The sequence below is a fragment of the Caballeronia sordidicola genome, from assembly GCF_000729995.1.
GTDB lineage: Bacteria > Pseudomonadota > Gammaproteobacteria > Burkholderiales > Burkholderiaceae > Caballeronia > Caballeronia sordidicola_A.
On sequence record NZ_JNFG01000199.1, the window covers coordinates 366922 to 385617 of the forward strand.

Below are 18696 nucleotides of genomic sequence, written 5' to 3' on the forward strand. Positions count from 1 at the left end.
CGTCATCGGTACCGGCACCAGGGAAGATCAGGAAACGCTGGCCGGGGTACGGGGACCAGATAAGGGACTGTCATGAATATCTCTGCTACACCGCTCCATGTTCCGCTGCCATCACGTTCACGCGCCTTCGATCGGTGTTTTGGGCTTATGCCTGGCAAGCAAGGTCAACAAGGTCTGTTCGGAAACCGGCTTCGACAAAAGCTTCATGCCGCTGACAGCTACTTTTTTGAGCACAGCAGACGAGGTATCCCCCGACCACAGGATCGCAGGGATCGAGGTGTCGGTCGCAGCGCGGACCGCCGCAATCGCAGCAATACCGTCCTCGTGTTCCAGCCGGTAGTCAGAGAGGATGAAGTGAGGACCACTTGTCAATGCTTCAATGCGCAGCTGCTCGATGACGTCATATGATGATTCTCCCGCCACGACGTAGCATCCGCGCTCGATCAGGCGCATCGATATTTCGATTCTCAAGTCGCTATTGTCCTCGATGAGCGCCACCACCATATTGGTCAGGTCCGGGGCGCCGTTTTCAACCGTCTGAACCTCGAGCAACTCTGGCGGTATGCGGCCTACGAAAGGGACCGTAACCGAAAAACGCGATCCCAGCCCTGGTGTCGAGTCCATGTCCAGTTTGTGACCAAGAAGGTTCGCAAGACCCTGGACAATGGACAGACCCAGACCGAACCCCTTTTCACGATCCCTCTCGGGATTATCGACCTGGACATAGCTTTTGAAGATATCCGCCTGTCTACCTTCAGGGATACCGATCCCGTTGTCCCAGACACTTATCTTTACGAGGTTGCCCCGCCTCTGGCAACTCAGCAAAATATGCCCCTTCCTACCTCCCTTTTTGGAAGGCGTGTAACGGATCGCATTGGTCACCATATTTCGGACGATCCGGTCCAACGCATGTCGATCCGTATGGGTCAGATAGGGCCGGCTATGAAGTCGTAACTTCAGCCCTTTCGCCCGGGCCAGCGGCTGCATATCCACAACTATGCCGTGTAAAAGTGAAGCCAGCACTACCTCCTGAATTTCTACATTCCAGGTACCCGATTCGAGGCGGCAGATATCCAGTGCGCCGTTAATCATACCTTCCATCGCATCCACTTGCCTTTGCGCAATCGAGATGTCTTCGGTCAGTTTGGTTGATTCAATGTTCCGCTCGATATAATTTAACTTGAGGCCGAGCGTTGTGAGCGGTTGGCGCAAGTCATGGCTTATCGCCGCGATAAATTGGTTCTTTTCCGCGGTTGCCGCTTCAGCCTGCGATCGGGCTTCCTCTAGAATGACCTCTTTGACACATGCGCGCTTCTGATCGTTGCAAATAAACCATGCCATGAAACAATAGCCAATTAGTTGAGCCGTATTCCAGTCAAACATTCCTGGCCGATTAATAAATAGCGCGGGTGCCATGCTAAATCCGAACGGGATAGCGCCGAACACGAGTGAACCTAAAGTCGCACGAAGACTAGGCGCGATCAGCAGCAAATTAAATGCATAGCTGATCATCGTCAACTCAAGGAAGTTGTACCTGATGAATCTGAAGTAATAACCATGGAGCAGCGTGAATTTTGGTGGGCTTAACCCAAAGCTACCTGCCGCCCACCAAAACGATGTCAGCATGACCAAAGCAGCCCATGCCCAGTGCATCTGCTCGATCGCGTTGGCGCCAGCGTGCTTTGGGAGGGCCATCGTCTTTTTCAGTAAGTATGCTGCCATAGGAGCGACCATCCCCCACAGTCCGAAGATCCATGCGGCACGGAACAAAGATAAATATCTCAAGTTTCGATCCCACAATCCGCATACGAACCAGAGCAAGCTTCCAACCAACAGTAGCGCAATCCAATATACTGCTCGACGGGACAGTGATCCCAATAACTCGCGTTTGACGAGAAGAGTCTGCTCGGAACTGAGTGCTGCAACGGGTCCCAGAAAAAGATCCACAAATTCAGCGAATCTGCGGCGCTCGATTTTCTGAACCGTTTCACCCGCGCTCGGTGATGTTCTGACCCCGGGCTTTTCGCCTGCGTCAGAATCACCTCGTGTTTGAGTACCGGACGCCATAAGAAGCCTCCGAGGATCAGCTTCAGCATGTGCTCCATTGTGCTACCGGTCCGTCAGCAAGTCGATGGACAGGTGTTCCGTTACTTGCCGAACAAATGTTCGTGAACCACGTAGGCGAACCATGCACGAGATTCGCGCCCGCTGCGTGCATTTGCGGGAAAACTATCAAAGCGGCCGATAGGGGGTAAATATAGGGCCGATGTGCGGCGCCACGCAGTACCAGCAACTCGCGATAGTCCTGGTCAAGCACGGCTCGTCAATCGGGATATTCGGCGCTCGCAGCGCGTCGGGTATTGGGTCGATCTGCTTCCGTGACCTGGCGTGCGGGGCATGCTCTCACGAAGTAACTGTAACGAATAATCGCAAAGCGACACCGAACATTTATTCGCCCATAAAGTTACATTTAATACCGAACATCAAATAACCGACCTCACTACAACTGACGGTATTTCATGGCGGAATAACGCAGCATAATTCGACACAAGGACGGCGTAATTCACCGCACGATGACCCACATTCTTCTTTTCTCGCATGCCTGTTACGAGTACGGCTCTATAACCGACCGGTGGGGATCACGCAGTGCATAAATATGCATCGTCGATTTTTCGAACAATCACTGCTTAATCGGCACGCGCCCGTGTGGGTTCCATGTGCGACGTTTTTTCACCTCACTTTTAAGGAGATTGCCAGCGTCGTAACACGACGTTCCCCGTTCAACCGATTCAAGGAGCTCCATCATGAAAACACTTGCATGCATCGTCCTCGCCAGCTGTGCGCTTGCCAGCCCGGTCGTCAGCATCGCTCAGAGCACTGCGCCCGTCACCCGCGCGCAGGTGCGCGATGAACTGATCCGTCTCGCGCAGGCCGGCTATCACGCCGGCGACGGCGACCATACGACCTATCCCGCGCAAATTCAAGCAGCTGAAGCAAAGATCGCTGCAGAGGACAGCCAGAAGGCGGGCAACAACGACGTTGGCGGCACGACGACCAACGGCACTTCGGCCGCCGGCAGTTACCAGCATCTGCCGAAGCCCTCGCCATCGTCGTGCGTCGGCCCCGCCAGTTACTGCAACACTTTCTTCGGTCACTGACCGCCGATGGCTCGCCCGACACCCCCCAACGATCCGGGTAACCTGCCTGAATCGTCTGAGGGCGTCGTCACCGGCGGCGTGCGCATCTTCAGACCTGATCGCTCCCGTCAGAGCGTCGATGATGGAGGCATACGGACGGTCTAAAACTGGGTGGCACAGGCCGATCGCGACGCCGGCTGCGGCACGACAGCTCCGGATCAGCTGGCCGCACCGACGGACCCTCGTTCTCTCATCACTTGCTCCGCAAACGGCGGCAGCGAGTTATCACTGTGGCGATTTGAAATTTTATTTGTTTGAATCGGATGCCTAATCCAGCCAGGAATAGGTTCCGTGCGCACTGTGACGGTAAGCGCCTGATTCGGTGACAAGGAGATGAACATGAAGATCAAACATTTAAGCGTTTTGTCGGCAGCCGCCGTTGCACTTCTCTCGCTAAGTGGCGCCGCGCAAGCCGGCGGCCTTTGCTCGAACGCAACGCTAAAGGGACCGTATGGGTTTAGCGCCCAAGGGGAAGTTCTTGGATTGCTGGATGGAACTACGCTGCACGCGTTCACCACCCCGTCCATCCTGAATGACGTCGCTATCGTGACGTTTGATGGCTCAGGTCGTTTTACACGGACCGACTTCGGCAATATGAACGGGGTCCCGAAAGGTGGACAGACTGCATTCAATCCGAATCAGAGTGGCACCTACAAGGTGAACGCCGATTGCACCGGTACCATGCAAATCACGTACAACGGCGGCCCTGTGGCTGCCGGCGTCGTGCTTGACCTGGAAATGGTGGTCGCTGACGACGGGACGCTCGTCAAAGCGATTATCGCTACGGAGACGGTTCCGTCCGCCGGGCCGACCGCCGACGGCACGACGTGTTCATCGAATTGTCAGTTAGGTGTGCAAGTTACCTTTGAAGGGAAAAAGGTCCTGGTCTACGGCTTCCGCTAGTCGAGTCCCGGATGGGTTCACGCCTGCTCGCTATGGCGCTTTCTATGAGGGGGAACTGAGCGTGAGCGTGGGCGCAGGTTTTCCCTCCTTTAATTCGTGCGCCTTCTACAAGATGATTGTGTAGCTTCCCCGATCTGTCGTAAGGCCGCCGGTGCTCGTGACACTGACGCCACCAACATGAACATGGCTGCCCAGGGAGGCGGGCGTCGGTCGATATGATCGCGAGGCTAAGTCCGTTGTTTGGGCGGAGCGGACGTCCGAACGTCAGAGTGAAGATTGTAGTGGTCTGGTTGAACGTCTCTGACTGGCCGATAGCGCCAGTTCGACTAAGGCGCCTGAAGCCAACATTCGCGAAGACTGGGACGAGCTCGCCAACGACAGCAAAGGCTGACGACCTGTCTGACGATCTAGGAAAGGAACGACCACTGTACCTTCGCTGGCGCTCGCCAACGAGTGGCCGGAGTGAGTCAAACCAGATCGCATGCCCTCGAACGGCACCTGCAGTTCCCCATGCTCGTTTGTTTTAATCAGCGATGATATGGCGCACGCGTTACAGTGCGACTGCTCGGTTGCACACTACGCAATTAGAGCGCTAAAGGCGTACCGCGCGACGAGTCAGGCAACGCATCAAGATCCGGCCGCATCGTGACGCTTTTCTGTTCGTTGGGATCCGTTTGGGCGATCACCGCGACGCAAGGCTCATCCGCGCTCGCGTTGTATGGAACATGCGGTGCCCCTGCGGGGATGTAGAAGAAATCTCCCGCCCGAACCGTCGCATGGTGCTCCAATCGTTCGCCATACCAGCACCCCGAGACGCCGCTCAACTGATAGATGGCCGTCTCGTGTTCCGCATGGAGATGCGCTTTGGCACGGGCGCCCGGCGCAATGGTGGCGAGCTGAAGATGCACATGCTTCGATCCCACACTTTCAGCTGAGATACCTACAGCATAAGTCAGCCCTTGCTTTCCCTCGAACTGTGGGCCGGCTCGCACCAGTCGGCAGGTAGAGGTGTCAGGCTTTTGTGTGCCAGTGGTCATCGCTTCTCCAGACAATAAGCGCCGACGGCTTCGAAATTGAGCGCATACGACGGCAGAATACATCCGCGCACCGACAGAAAATGGTCACCGCTTATTGGTCGTACACCGTGTGTTTTGCTCCAATAAATTATGTGCAGCTTCACACCGATCAAAGGTGTTTGCGCGCCTCGTCGGTCGACAGCAGGCCGCGGTCCTTGCGGTTTGCGGCGCTGGCCGCGTACACGGCCTTGCGGGCGTGCGTGATGCCCAGCGGCTCAAAGCCGTTGCCCGGGTTGAATGCCATCTGATTGATGCACGTTTCGTCATCGGCGGAGGGCAACGACGAAATCTCCAGCTCGCCGACCGCAATCGGCGTCCCCGCCCACACAACCGATGCATCGTGTACCGGCGTGCTTTCTTCATCCGTGAAGAGCTGCACGCAGAGTTGCCACTTGAGCGGGCCTTTCTGCAAGCGGTTCAATAAGTCCTCGCGCAGATAGCTGTCGCCGTGGCGATCGCCGTCTGTGCCCTGCATGGCGGCGTCATCGGCCTGAAGCGAGTACTTGATGGCGGCTGTCCCCAGCTTGACCACCGAGCCCCAGAACCGCTCGGTCGCCAGACTGCCTACTGAGCGCAGCTTCGTCTCCTTCGCCAGGATCGCGACGATGCGGGCTGTCTCGATGGGTCCCAATTTGCCGCCGAACACCTCCATCGATGCTTGCTCCAGCGCACCAACGGCGCCCTTCGCGATCTGGGCGACGAGGATATCGGCGAAATCCATGAACTGCACCGCGTTCCTCGCGTGCGAGCGGCCGCCCTCGTTGGTCATGAGCAGATCGGTTTCAGTGCCCTGCAGAGTGAAGAACTTGAGGGCGACGCCGCGCACGTCGGCGGCACTGTCGGAAAAGGGACACGGCTGGCCGTTCGAAAAGCGGCAAGCCACCCGATAGGAAAGTGATGGCGCAAGAGCGTTCTCTTTCGCGAAGGGTCCCTGTTGCAATGCGGGAGGAATCGTGTCGAAGATACGCAGCGTGCCGAAGGCCCCGAGCGTTTGCTTCTGGTGCTGGCCCCGGTCGATGCGTCCGTCCAGATGAGTCTTGCTGCTGGCTGCGATCGTCGCTTGCTGCGCCTTGATTTTCTCGACGAGGGCAGCGATCACATTCGCATCATCGGGCTGGTCGATCCAGCCTGTGCCGCTCTCTGCGTTTTCGGATGTGTCGTTTGTCATGCTCTGCCTCCATCAAGGGTCCGCTGCGCCGGCCTGGGATGCCGCACGTCCGCCGATACTTTGCCGCGTCGAAGCTGATCCCTCGACGGACCTTTAGGTATATACCGGCGTTTCGGCAAATCGCTTGCCATGCTCACGGCTCAGCCGATCAATCAGCTCTGCGCAAACGGGGAATGACACGCTTCGTCTGTCGTGGCGCCAGCCGGGCAACGACTTAAGGCGGTAGACGTCCAGCGAGAATACGGATGTACTGTCGCAGGAGAGCGGGTATCTAAATCACATCGTAGACTACGGTGCAAGCAAACGCATCATTCCTCCTGCGCCCGGCTGGAAATCATTAAATCAATGCGTCGCGTGCGAATGCGGCTAACGCTCGAGCTGTGAAAGCGCGGACCTGCCAGCGCCGGTGTGCCGGGATTCCGTGCGCGGCTTCATGACGATAGCCAAACCCGTCGACCACGTAACTCACGAGAGGCGACCGGGCCCGATCACCCGCTCCTGGCAGAAGGCGAAGCGGTGAATCGACGCGATAACCGAGGGCTAAAAAGGTCGGGTACGGTCGATCGTCCGTGGGGCAGAGGGTCGACCACAGGCGGACTCATCGAATACGCGCACTGCGTGAAAAGGTGACGTTTTCGTCGGTCAGTCGGTCATTAAGATGGATAGCGCAGCGCTGGTAGAACAGATTGCCAGCTATATGCCAACCTTTTAGAGCGCATCGGTCATTTGACCGATGCCGTCAAGCCAGGCCGAATGCCATTATCCTTATCAGAGCAGCCTTCATGTCGTGAAAGCGCTGGCTCAGTCCTGCCGACAGCCGAACTCGGCAATAGCGCGGCGCGTAGCCAAAGGCGACGCTGTCGACAAAATCTCAGAGGAGTTTCAATGGCTACTCATCTTTCAGATACCACTCGCCTTCAGGGCGAGCGGTGGCTAAAACACTACTACTTTACCCGCGCCGCGTTTTCTGTCGTGTGGGTGGCGCTCGTGTTCGCCGTTGGGCAGCATGCCACGGCGATTGGAGTCGCGCTGCTTATCGTTTATCCCATATGGGATGCGCTGGCCAATTACGTCGATATGTCACGTAGCGGTGGAATGCGCCAAAACCTCACTCAGGCGTTCAACGTCTTCGCTAGCGCGGCGATAGCGATTGCGGTAATAGTGGTATTGAGCGTTGATTCCAGCCTGGTGCTCGATGTATTCGGAGTCTGGGCCGTTCTCTCGGGATTACTTCAGCTTGGCACTGCTGTTCGCCGCTGGAAGCACTTTGGTGCGCAATGGGCAATGATTCTGAGCGGGGGCCAGTCGGCGCTGGCTGGCGCGTTTTTCATCGCGCAGGCCCATGCAACAGTGCCTCCCGCGATTGTCAAGGTAGCCGGCTATGCAGGTGTCGGCGCGATCTATTTTCTGGTCTCCGCGTTGTGGCTATCGGCCGGCAAACTGCGTCGGAAATTTACTTCGGCAACCTAAAGAGCTGGATTGTCGCGACCTGTTGATGGCCACACAATACTGACCCAACAGTGGGTCAGTCTCCAGTGAAAATCAGCGTCAGGCTCCGTGGCGCTTCGCCCATGACCTCGCCCACTTTCTCCGCAATTTATGTCGCCGACAATTGCACTGGTGAGCACGGCTCCATCCACGTCAGCGTGGCCCTCGCGTAGACGCCATCGTGAAGCAACAGATTACGACGATGGCAAAGAAAATCAGTGGCGGCAGCGGTTTCAATGGAAGTGCCACAGCGAGTTTGATATTCCGTTACCGTCCCTGCGTACTTACTGGAACTGTACGACGTGCGGCCAGATCCTGCTGACGCAGCGCTTCGGTTGTTTGGCTAGAACCGTCCACGTGCCAGCCCGGCGGCAGCATCACGTTGCGGATCGCGGTCCACACGCTGCCCGCCGACATGACATCACGGGCGAGGCTGACCCAGTGTTCGAATTCGACAACGAGCGGGTTGCGAGAGCGCGTTGGTGTCGTCAGACCGTAGCGGCACGGCTCATCAGCGCGTTCTTCGACATACGTACGGAACAAGCGGTCGAATATGACGAGCACGCCGCCAAAGTTCGCGTCAAGATAGTCGGCATTTGATGCGTGGTGCACGCGATGCGCGGATGGCGTATTGAACACATATTCAAGCCAGCCGAGTTTCGGGGTCCACGTGTTATGCAGCCAAAATTGATAAAGCAGATTAAAACTCAGCGTCGCCAGCACGATTTCCGGACGCACGCCAAGCCATACGAGGGGGGCGAAAAACATCGCTGAGCCAGTCAGCTTGCCGGTCAGGCCAAGCCGGTAAGCAGACGAAAGCGTCAGTTGATTCGGCGAGTGGTGAACCGCATGCGTTGCCCAGAAAAAGCGAATGCGGTGCGACGCGCGGTGGTACCAGTAGTAGCAGAACTCCTGGCCGATAAAGAGCAGGAACACCATCAGCGCGCTGTTGAGCGTGACGGTGAAGATCCGGTGATCCCAGGCAAGTGCGAAAATCGGGGTCGCGAGCGAAAGCGGCAGCAGTGCGAGCAGTTTGCGACCGGCCACATCGGCCAGCGAAATCCACACTTCATACCAATCGAAAGGCATGGCGCTATTGCGCTGCCTGCGAGTGAGCACGCATGCCTCGATCAGTGAGACAGCAATGACGAACAACGTAGCGCAAAGAGCGATTTTTCCAGTGGTAACCATGATAGGCAGATAACCGGTTCAGATTGGACGCGTCGTTTGCGGGAAAAGGCTGCTACTGCGTCGGGTGAAGCTAATGTAGTGCGCGGCCCGGTTAAAAACCATGCGCAAACTATGTCACCAGATGTCGCGGACTTCCGCCCGGGACTGGCAAGCCACGGTGCAGAGTCGGTGCTGCGGTGGTGCCCCGGCGATGGACCGTGACGGACTACCGTTTTGTGCCGTATCCAATTGCTTTCCCACCGACGGGCAAGGTCCGTTGAGGCTTATTCGACGCCTACCAACACGCGCGCGACGGAGCATTCACAATCCTGCGGACGATGGCAGGCACCGATAACGCTAAACGACAGCCGAAGGTCGGGAATGGCCGACCACGTGTCCTTCATGTTGCATTGGTAACCGGCAGGTCGTCGGCCTTTGCGGTCGTTGGCGAGCTCGTCCCAGTCTTCGCGAATGTTGGCTTCAGGCGCCTTAGTCGAACTGGCGCTATCGGCCATGAAGAGACACTCGACCATGCGGCCTATATAGTCGACAATCGATCTTCATTTCGCGAACAATGCTGCTTTCATGTTGATGAGAAGAACACGCGATGACGGACACGACGCACGAGCGTAACGCCCGACTCTGGAAGCGGACGTTGTTGGCCAATTTTGACGCGGGCGCGAGACCTGCCAATATTAGCAACGTAACGCGGGAAGACATACCCGCGTTAGGCACGCTCTTTTTTGGCGCGTTCCTCGGAACGATCGATGATGCTGGTCAGGCCGTAGCCCAATACGGATCAAAGGCAATGGCAATTGTCGCCGGTCGGTACGGGGAATGGATTCCAGCAGCATCCTGGGCGATTGAAGAAACTGACGGTCTTCGATCCGCATGCCTTGTTTGCGACTACAAACCGTATGGTTGTCCAGTCATTGCCGTGGTAGCGACTACACCTTCGCACAAACGAACGGGTGACGGCGGAGCGTTGGTGGACGCAGCACTGTTGTCGCTCGCGGCGCTCGGTTACCTGGAATGCTGCACGATGATTACCGTTGGGAGCGACGCATCAGAGCAACTATTTGAAAAACGCGGCTTCTCGCCTGAAACTGCAACTCGAACCGGCACAGCCTGAATCCTGTATCCGTCTCAACGCGGTCATTTCGGGGCGATCGACATCAATACGTAGCTGGCCGGACCCTTTATGTCGAGTCAATAGACTGCCAGAGACTGCTGTCTCGACGCTACGTTTGATACAGTGCGGTCTCTCGACGGGAGTTCAGGGAGTGAAGCAGATGTTCTCAGCGGCGATCTTCGACATGGACGGCCTGCTGGTCGATTCAGAGCGCGCGATCATGAACACGTGGATCACGGTGGGATTGGACCTTGGGATCGCATTGTCGGCTAGCGATTATCTTCGGATTGTCGGAAGGTCGGCGACGGAATGCGAGCTGATACTGACAGAACTGCTCGGTGGGGCGGCTACATGTCGGGAGGCGCTGACCCGGGTCCGGCAGCACTTGAGCAAGCCATCAGTGCATCCGATATTTCCGCTGAAATCTGGAGCACGAGCCCTGCTGACTGAGTTAGCGAGAGCAGGCATTCCCTGCGCTGTCGCTTCCTCATCTCCTGTGGATGAGATTAGATCGCGCCTTGGGCGTGTAAGCGTGCTTCAGTTTTTTAAGGCGATCGCTGGTGGCGATGAAGTCGATCGTGGGAAACCCGATCCGGCGGTCTACAGACTTGCAGCCCATCGGCTGGGTGTGCCGGTGGATGCTTGTCTAGCCTTTGAAGATAGCGATAACGGCGCGCACGCGGCCGCTAGCGCCGGCATAGCAGTGGTCATCGTTCCAGACCTGAAACCACCGACTGCAGAGGTCGCGGAACTGAGCTTCCGGATATTAGGGGAACTCGACGGAGCGATTGAACACGTTGCTGACTGGTTCACGAGGCGCGACACAAAATTTGCGTGAACGTCCGTTGTCGAGAAAGTTGGTTGACCGCTATACAGGGTCGACTTCTGCCCCGACGCGAATCGATGAACGGCGAACCCGATCGAATACGATAGATTGGATGTGACTATGGCGCGCAACCCGAATTTCATGCTCTGCCTTCGTGAAGCGCTAGCCGCCTCCTGGGACAAGCGGACGGCTTATTTAGAGGTTGAGCAAGTGGACAATCCTGCTTTGGGTCAGTGCTATCCAACGTCCCGGGTGGTGCAGCACTACTACCCCGAAACCGAAATCATCAAAGGGAAGGTTTGGACCGGAAAGGCAGTAGACGTTCACTTCTGGAACGGGCTTCGTGTTGGCAACGACTGGTACCACATTGATCTAAGCTGGCAGCAGTTCCCGGCCGGTTCAACTATTCAGGAATTCGATATTCTCGAACGTCACGAATTGAATGATAGTGAAGGGACGATGCAACGCTGTGCGTTGTTGTTGAAGCGGGTTGATGACTATCTAAAAGCGTGCGGCCACGCGTGCTCGGATGGTGACTGACGGGCTTTCCGCTCGTCCTTGCTGCCGTATCGATGATTCATCGTCGAGAATCGGTGTTTATGCTGTGGTTGCAGGAACCAGTCGCCTAACTGGGCGGCGCAAACGAACGCAGACAATGATCATTTCCGTTACTTCAGTTTCCGACGTTACTCCCGACCTCGTTGAAGCCATGAACCGCCTCCATCGCCGTTGTTCCGACCGCTGACAGTCGCATAGATCTCAGTGTCAAGCGAACAGTCAAGTTGACGCTACCCGCTCCGGTTATGCCATGATTGCGGCCAGAGAAACCGTCATGGGGAGGTCATTCTTTATGCTGAACGACTTGGAAAGGCAAGTTCGTGAGTTTGGAACTCAAGGGATTTTTCATTTCGGCAGACCGCTTACTGCGCATCTGATCGAGACCGCCAAATGGCTCGATAAATGGGGGGCTTCCTCCACTTTGGTTCGCGCTGGCGCCTTTCATAGTATTTACGGCACAGAAGAATTTCGCGAGAAAGCCGTCTCCCTGGATCAGCGTCCAAAAATTCAGCAGATCATCGGGCAAGATGCAGAAGCTCTCGTATTTCTCTTTTGCATGGGAAATCGACACACGTTTTTTGATGGACAGGTCGCCGCACCGTATCGCATTCCGCTCCCGTCGTTGGGCACAGACGTCGAGATTGACGATCCAACTTTCACAGCCCTTTTGGAGATTGAAGCCGCAAACATTGTGGATGGCGCATTGCACCAACCGGACGCGCCACCTGCGGCAGGACCTTTCTGGTTGGCAAGGTTCGAGTCTGTAAAAAGCAAACTGCCCATCCAAGCCTACAGCACCGCCCGCGACGTGCTAACAAACTGGACCGCCGACGCGGTTCGTGATCGGATGAGGGCGGAGGGATGGCTCACGACAGATCGAGGCTAAACCGGCGCTCTATCTGGCGATCGAGGCAACCGCAACGTTAAAGCAACTCGAAAGCAACGGCTTGTAGACTGCGTAACCCTCATGCTGAATTCTGATATGACCAGCCGACCACAAGGCATTTTTTCGAGATCCGTATCACTTTCTGTTCTCTCGATTTTGGCTATGTTCAGTCAGATCTCCGTTGACGCGGCCCAGCCGACTCTATACCCAGGTGTCGAATGGAGCCGCACTACTCCTGAAGCGGCCGGATGGGATCCGCAGATCTTGACGGAAGCGCACGACTACTCGAAACAGATAGGCACGACAAGTTTCATTGCGATCCAACACGGTACTATCGTCGCGAGCTGTGGTGACATTGATCATCGATTCAAGATTTACTCCGCACGCAAGAGCTTGTTGAGCGCACTCACTGGCATTGCCGTCAATGCCCATCAACTTGATCTGGACGACACGCTTGGGACGCTGGGAATAGACGACGTGTTTCCAGCGCTCACCGATAGCGAGAAGCGAGCCACGGTACGAGACCTACTCGAATCAAAGTCCGGCGTTTACCACGTCGCACTCTATGAAACTGATCGCGAGCGCCGCGTGAGGCCGATACGGGGCTCCCATGCGCCTGGCACCTTCTGGTATTACAACAATTGGGATTTCAATGCCCTCGGGTCCATCTACGAAAAGGCCGTTGGAAAATCAATCTTCGAATCATTTGAAAGTCAGATAGCTGATCCGCTGGAAATGCAGGACTATCGCGTGAGCGACGGAAGCTACGAGCGAGGTTCGGACTCGTTGCATGCCGCATACCTATTCAAGATGAGTGCGCGCGACCTGGCGCGGTTTGGCTTGTTATATCTTAACGAAGGCCGATGGAAAGAGCAGCAGGTCGTACCGGCGTCATGGGTCGCAGAGAGTACGACGCCTCACTCCGACGCGATCATGCACGCTGGTTACGGTTACCTATGGTGGACCAGTAGGAATGGCCAACATCTAGATACGCAAGATTTGCCTGCAGGCAGTTTTTGGGCGGATGGATCAGATGGTCAATTTGTTATCGTCGATCCGATAGACGATCTCGTCGTTGTTCATCAGACCAACACCCGCGCCCTGTTTGGTCTTGTAGGAAACGGCAATAGAGTTAGCGAACAGCAGATGGGACATTTAATGTGGCTGCTTCTGACTGCTGCTCACGCGAAAGACCCTGGGAGAGATCCAATGCTCAGCGGCAGCTAGAAGGTGGCTTCTCAAGCGGCAGCTTTGGGCGCTCTGACCGACCACGCAGAATGGGACCACGCTTTGTGGTTGCAGCCATAAAACGGCTAATCTTCGCTCTCCAGGTACGGCGCCAAACGATCATGAAAATTGAAGTCACCGACGTGCCGAATGAGCACGATGACGCTTTCATCGCATCGCAACTCCGAGCCTACAACGCCGCGTTTACTGTAAGAGACTTCAAGTTGTTGCGCGTGTTCGCACGCGACGCGGACGGCAGCATCATCGGCGGCTTGCTAGCCGACACTTTCTGGCAATATCTCGAAGTCCACGTTCTCTGGGTCAGCGAGGCGCATCGCAATGCGGGGCATGCAACGCGACTATTGAATGCGGCAGAAAGCGAAGCCCGTCGGCGAGGCTGCAAGCACGCCTTTCTCGATACGTTCAGTTTTCAGTCGCTCGGTTTTTATCAAAAGCTCGGATATGGCGAGTTCGGCCGCCTGGAGGAGTTCAGCGGCAGACATGAACGACACTATCTGCAGAAAAGGCTCTATGAAAGACACCCATAGCGCGGGGCAACCGGGCTGGTCACGTGCCGGTACGAAAGCTCGCCGTCCGACCGCGATCGCCCATCATCCGCCTTTCGGCATCAGATTTCGAACGTCCGATTTGAGCTAGGCAAGAGCCGTTGGCCGAGTGTGGTTGAGATCCGAGGATGCAGAAGAGCATCGCTGGCTGCCGATATGGCACGCGCCATGGAGTCGGCAGCGGGTTACTAATGAACATCTGGTTGAGATGGGCCACGATGCCGTGCTCGTCCGGACCCGCACTGTTCCTCAACTGCCGTGACAGGTCTATACGACGTTTGCCCAATGCACCTCGCGCATTCCAGGAAAGTAGCGACGGCTCAGCGATCTGGCGACAAACGCGCTCTGCGCCCCTCTATGGCGGAAGGATTTCAGCGCGACTCCAGCAGCACCGGCAGCATCAAGCGGGAGGACGAACTGATCGTGTTAAGGCTGCTGGTGCCAACACTCGCATGTCGAAACCGCAGTATTGCCGGCGTCTCGGGATTCTGGTCGTCGCTGGCAATGATCAACTGGATGCGATGACCCAGCCGGAATCGTCGTGCGTTGGTCACCAAGGGGATTCGGTATTTCACAGGCTTGCCGACGGGCACTGCCTCAAATGTCCTGCAAGGGAGGGCTGGCGCTCCGAGGCGGCTGATGCTTTCATCGACAGCCCGCAGGCTGGCACGCAAGTAGCCGGCGGTAACCTCGGTCACCGCACCCGAGGTATCGACGTCCTGCAGAATGGCAATCCAAGCCGTGTCCGGCGCGGTGCTGATCGCATCAAGTTGCAGTTCTATTTCACCTACGATATCAAGATCGTGCTCCAGTGGCTGACTGGTCCATGTCAGGCTCGATACAGGGTCCACGGGACTCGGATGGTCCCGGTTCAGTCCGGCGCCCGAGCTCATTAGCTGGCGTATTCCGCCAACGCCTTCGTCCTCGGCAAGTGTGCCGTCGGCGCCTAACGCCAGCGCAATGTGTGCAGCGTGGGGCGGCCATGAATCGGCAGTCTGCCACCCTTCGGCACCCGGCATAACGTAACGAATGGGAGGGCCTTCGAGAATCCCGGTGTCGCGCCCCTTCAGCCAATGATCGAACCACGCGAGAGCCTCGATGTGCAAGCTCTCCCACGGCCATGCGAGACCATGCTTGCCCAACATTCCCACACGAACGTGCGGACTGTTGACGAGCGCGAAGTATGCCTTGAACGTGGACGGAAGATGCAAGGGTACGTTATCCCAGTCGCAACCCAGATAGACAGGCACGTTGACCCGGTCCAGCAACGGCAGGAGATTGCGGTCGTCCCACCAGCCGTCGCGCGCCTGATGTTCCACAACGCATGCACGCCAGAGATCGTCCCAGGGATGCGGCGCGTGCTGCAGTTTCAGCAAACCCTTGATGCCGGCCATTGCCGCCTCGCCGTTCATCGTCGAAAACTTCTTGTGAATAGTGGGGGTCTTCAGGATGTAACTCGCCGCATCGACGAACTTGTTGCGGTAGAACGCGCTGCCGTGTCCGGATGTCATGCCGATCATCGAGAGGAAGGGCGTGAGAAAGGACGTGCTCGCCAGCCCGTGGTGCAGGGCCGCTTCATAAAGATCCACGGTCACCGCGACCGGAAAGATCGCTTTCAGATGAGGCGGCTGCTCGACCGCGGCCTCCAGTTGAGTCATGGCGAAATAGCTGATTCCGACCATGCCGACGTTGCCGTCGGACCATGGCTGCACCGCAGCCCATTCCACCAGGTCGTACATATCGCGGCGCTCCTGCCCGTCGAAAAACCCAAACGTCCCGCCCGAACCACCCGTGCCGCGGATATTCGCAATGACATGGACGTACCCGCGCGGGACGAAGAAGTCGCTGGCGCCTGCTTCGATGAAACCGAGCGGGGCTCCCAGGTTTTGTATCTGCCGAGGATACGGCGACGCGGACACAAGCACCGGATACCGGCCTGGGGTCGCTGGACGGTAGATGTCAGCGAGGAGTTCGATGCCGTCCCGCATCGGCACAGACACGTCATAGTCGGTATCCATTTGCAGGCTGGGCATGGAGAGATTACGGTATTCGCGGCCGCTCGTCTGCGGCCCATTGAGTTGACGCTGTCCGGGTTCGATCCCGGAGACTGATTGAGACATGGCTTCTCCATCGTTCAACAGGCCGGATCGATCGGCCTGGATTCGTGGTCCCCGCGAGGACATTCCGGTTGCTTCGACGTTGCAGCAGTTCGTGCTGGCGCGTCCGTTCGCGGTCCGGACGCAGATGAAGTAGAATGGATAATATTCGAATTGAAATTCGAATTCAAACTATTTTTGCACGAATCTATTGCCCCTATTATGTCGACAAATACGAGAAAAACAGCCGCAAAACAGCCAAAACGTGCCTCGCGTGCCGACGGGGCGGCGACACGGCTGCACTTGCTCAACATCGCGGGCCAAGTGTTTGCGGAACGTGGTTTTGCGGATGCCACCAGCAAGGAGATTTGCGAGCGTGCCGGTACGCCGATGGCATCGGTCAACTACCACTTCGGCAGCCGGGAGGCTCTCTATGAGGCAGCGCTCGTCGAGGCCCATCGGCAGATTGTGGGCCTCGACGAACTAGAGGCGCTGATTGCGGGACTCAGTGATCCAAGGGAAAAACTTCGCGCTGTACTGTCTCGATTCGTCGGCCTTTCAACGAGCGCCAGCACCCCATGGGGCTTCATGGTCATGTTGCGCGAAGTGCTCTCGCCGTCAGCCTCCATTCCGGCGCTTATTGAGAAAGCTGTGCGGCCGAAGGCTACGTTCATCCTCGGACTAATCGGCGAGGTGCTGGGGCTGAACCCGAAGGCTCCAGCGGTGCAACGCGCCGTGATGTTTGCTGTGCTCCCCTGCGTCGCGATGATGGTCGCACCAAAGCAGATGCAAGCTTCCCTCTTGCCCGCTGTCGTGAAAGACAAGGACGCGCTTGCGGAGGACTTTGTGCGCTTCGTAACGGCAGGGCTCGATGCGCTCGCTATCGCTTATCGTTCAGACAATCGTCGCTGACGTAAGCCCACTCTTTTGTCGACCGCGCAACGGTACGTACGGAGCCTTTTTTTGATTTTTCGTCCTCCGGTTTCGAACGTCGCTTGCTAGTGTTGAAGCGGACGAAATCGAAAGTGGCCGGATTGGCCGTTGAGGGTCGAGAAGACTCATTCGATCTTCATGTCAGCGGACATTCGTAGCAGCGCAACGACGAGGAATCCCGCACGGCCGGTCCGGCCGAAGATATGACGACCGGCTCCTAGGCAGCAATGACCGTTGCACTCCGACCACCGCCGATCTCCGACCCGTGTGATTCACACCATTGCGCTTGCTTGCGTCTATGCGAACGCTCCTTGCTCAGCCTAACAGCCAGCATTTCGCAAATCCGCGTGTAGCGGCGTACGCTGAAGGTGCAAAAAAACTTGCTACGCTTTGTGTTGACTTCCGTGACGCCGCTCACGTCACTCGGCAAGGCATGCAAGGGAGGGATCATGACATTCAAGGCTCAGTGGTACCGAGACGAGTTTGCAAAAAAACGAGGCAAAGGTTTCTGCAGCTATCCAGTGGCAACGGTTGCTTTCTACGGGCCAGACGACACGAGAGCGACGAAGGTCTCTGTTGCTATCGTCGCGCAAGAAGATGCCGACGCGGACCCGGTAGAGCGATGGTTTTGCGAAACAACCGATGCGAGAAGCGATCCGGAAATCACTGAAGCAATCGTACGATTTATTGATCAGCATGGAGCCGAATCGGTGGCGGCCGTCGATCGCATCATCGGCTGCCCGCATGAGGAAGGCATTGACTACCCAGAAGGCGAAGAATGTATGAAGTGTCCGTTCTGGGCGCACCGTGATCGATGGAGCGGCGAGATCGTACAGTGAGACGTCAAGAGGCAAGCGCTTCCATCCTCGCGCTGAGGCATTCCTCACTCGCCTCGTTCCGACCGCAGTCATCGAGTCGTTAAGGCAAGACGCTTCCCGCCCCGGGCACCGGCCATCTCGGCCGGTGGGCCCGGGAGCCCACGTCAGAACGGGTAGTCGCGACTATTCAACGTGCCAAAGCCGGCACAGGGTTGGCTCCCCACGGCCGTACCCTTGCTATCTCCGGCCGACCAGCCATCCAATGAGTACCCCGACGCCCAAGGCCACCCCGGCTGTCGACCATGGACGCTCACGCACATAACCGTTCGCCAGCTTTGCCGATTTCTTTCCCCGCGTGATGACCACGACCTGGGCATCGGCCACCTTTTTGCGGGCGTGCTTAAGACGCGCTCGTACCTTACGGGAATCAAGCGTTGTCGTTTGCAGAGTTTTATCCACGTCGTTCACCGCGTTGTAGGAATCTGACATGCTGTTACCCCCGTTCTCATGGTTAGGAAAACACAACGTTTAATAAAGCGTTCGAAGGAACCGTCATCTGCCCGGGTCCTCAGCCGCCGTCACTCTTAAACCGGCGAACGCACGACCTCGATCTCGACCGACAGCGTCTCCGTACCCTTCCCGGTGCGCACGC

19 protein-coding genes are annotated in these 18696 nt (G+C 57.0%); 12 read left to right on the forward strand and 7 right to left on the reverse strand.

Annotation, left to right across the window (positions count from 1 at the left end; translation table 11 throughout):
• Positions 1-117: 117 nt before the first annotated feature.
• Positions 118-2067, reverse strand: a complete 1950-nt coding sequence (locus FH08_RS0136355) for a hybrid sensor histidine kinase/response regulator (protein WP_081889680.1) — start codon at positions 2065-2067, stop codon at positions 118-120.
• A 737-nt stretch (positions 2068-2804) separates the two neighbouring features.
• Between FH08_RS0136355 and FH08_RS0136360 the strand changes: the two genes are divergently transcribed.
• Positions 2805-3158, forward strand: coding sequence for a DUF4148 domain-containing protein (locus tag FH08_RS0136360; RefSeq protein ID WP_031363051.1), 354 nt, complete (start codon positions 2805-2807; stop codon positions 3156-3158).
• Between the two features lie 378 nt (positions 3159-3536).
• The gene (locus FH08_RS0136365; RefSeq protein WP_031363052.1) at positions 3537-4100 is read left to right on the forward strand and encodes a hypothetical protein; all 564 of its coding nucleotides are present in this window, start codon (positions 3537-3539) and stop codon (positions 4098-4100) included.
• Positions 4101-4684: 584 nt separating this feature from the next.
• Here the strand turns inward: FH08_RS0136365 and FH08_RS0136370 are convergent.
• A complete protein-coding gene (locus FH08_RS0136370) occupies positions 4685-5137 on the reverse strand; it encodes a cupin domain-containing protein (RefSeq protein WP_031363053.1) in 453 nt (150 codons plus the stop codon).
• Positions 5138-5285: 148 nt separating this feature from the next.
• Complete coding sequence (locus FH08_RS0136375) at positions 5286-6344, reverse strand: peroxidase (RefSeq protein ID WP_031363054.1); 1059 nt, start codon at positions 6342-6344, stop codon at positions 5286-5288.
• An 885-nt stretch (positions 6345-7229) separates the two neighbouring features.
• Here FH08_RS0136375 and FH08_RS0136380 point away from each other — a divergent pair.
• Complete coding sequence (locus tag FH08_RS0136380; RefSeq protein ID WP_031363055.1) at positions 7230-7814, forward strand: hypothetical protein; 585 nt, start codon at positions 7230-7232, stop codon at positions 7812-7814.
• A gap of 285 nt (positions 7815-8099) precedes the next feature.
• Here the strand turns inward: FH08_RS0136380 and FH08_RS0136385 are convergent, their stop codons facing one another.
• Positions 8100-9023 (reverse strand): sterol desaturase family protein, encoded by a 924-nt coding sequence (locus FH08_RS0136385; protein ID WP_031363056.1) that lies wholly within the window; start codon positions 9021-9023, stop codon positions 8100-8102.
• Positions 9024-9286: 263 nt separating this feature from the next.
• The gene (locus FH08_RS0136390; protein WP_031363057.1) at positions 9287-9517 is read right to left on the reverse strand and encodes a hypothetical protein; all 231 of its coding nucleotides are present in this window, start codon (positions 9515-9517) and stop codon (positions 9287-9289) included.
• Positions 9518-9609: 92 nt separating this feature from the next.
• On the opposite strand from FH08_RS0136390, the gene FH08_RS0136395 reads away from it, so the two are divergent.
• From FH08_RS0136395 to FH08_RS0136420, 6 genes are all read left to right on the forward strand, one after another.
• Positions 9610-10134: a hypothetical protein gene (locus FH08_RS0136395; protein ID WP_031363058.1), complete on the forward strand. Its 525-nt coding sequence runs from the start codon at positions 9610-9612 to the stop codon at positions 10132-10134.
• Positions 10135-10294: 160 nt separating this feature from the next.
• Positions 10295-10972, forward strand: coding sequence for an HAD family hydrolase (locus tag FH08_RS0136400; protein WP_031363059.1), 678 nt, complete (start codon positions 10295-10297; stop codon positions 10970-10972).
• Between the two features lie 108 nt (positions 10973-11080).
• Complete coding sequence (locus FH08_RS0136405; protein WP_035568301.1) at positions 11081-11500, forward strand: YunG family protein; 420 nt, start codon at positions 11081-11083, stop codon at positions 11498-11500.
• A gap of 268 nt (positions 11501-11768) precedes the next feature.
• A complete protein-coding gene (locus FH08_RS49775; protein ID WP_051888795.1) occupies positions 11769-12404 on the forward strand; it encodes a DUF6817 domain-containing protein in 636 nt (211 codons plus the stop codon).
• 81 nt (positions 12405-12485) lie between these two features.
• Complete coding sequence (locus tag FH08_RS0136415; RefSeq protein WP_081889681.1) at positions 12486-13631, forward strand: serine hydrolase domain-containing protein; 1146 nt, start codon at positions 12486-12488, stop codon at positions 13629-13631.
• A 122-nt stretch (positions 13632-13753) separates the two neighbouring features.
• Positions 13754-14179, forward strand: a complete 426-nt coding sequence (locus tag FH08_RS0136420; RefSeq protein WP_031363063.1) for a GNAT family N-acetyltransferase — start codon at positions 13754-13756, stop codon at positions 14177-14179.
• Between the two features lie 389 nt (positions 14180-14568).
• On the opposite strand, the gene FH08_RS0136425 is transcribed toward FH08_RS0136420, so the two are convergent.
• On the reverse strand, positions 14569-16317 hold the full coding sequence (locus FH08_RS0136425) for a CocE/NonD family hydrolase (protein WP_031363064.1): 1749 nt from the start codon (positions 16315-16317) through the stop codon (positions 14569-14571).
• On the opposite strand from FH08_RS0136425, the gene FH08_RS54080 reads away from it, so the two are divergent.
• From FH08_RS54080 to FH08_RS0136440, 3 genes are all read left to right on the forward strand, one after another.
• A complete protein-coding gene (locus tag FH08_RS54080; protein ID WP_268810841.1) occupies positions 16316-16450 on the forward strand; it encodes a hypothetical protein in 135 nt (44 codons plus the stop codon). The genes FH08_RS0136425 and FH08_RS54080 overlap by 2 nt on opposite strands.
• Before the next feature lie 65 nt (positions 16451-16515).
• Positions 16516-17205 (forward strand): TetR/AcrR family transcriptional regulator, encoded by a 690-nt coding sequence (locus FH08_RS0136435; protein ID WP_031363065.1) that lies wholly within the window; start codon positions 16516-16518, stop codon positions 17203-17205.
• A gap of 470 nt (positions 17206-17675) precedes the next feature.
• Positions 17676-18065, forward strand: a complete 390-nt coding sequence (locus FH08_RS0136440) for a hypothetical protein (protein ID WP_031363066.1) — start codon at positions 17676-17678, stop codon at positions 18063-18065.
• 216 nt (positions 18066-18281) lie between these two features.
• Here FH08_RS0136440 and FH08_RS0136445 read toward each other — a convergent pair whose 3' ends face one another.
• On the reverse strand, positions 18282-18533 hold the full coding sequence (locus tag FH08_RS0136445; protein WP_031363067.1) for a DUF883 family protein: 252 nt from the start codon (positions 18531-18533) through the stop codon (positions 18282-18284).
• Positions 18534-18696 lie beyond the last annotated feature (163 nt).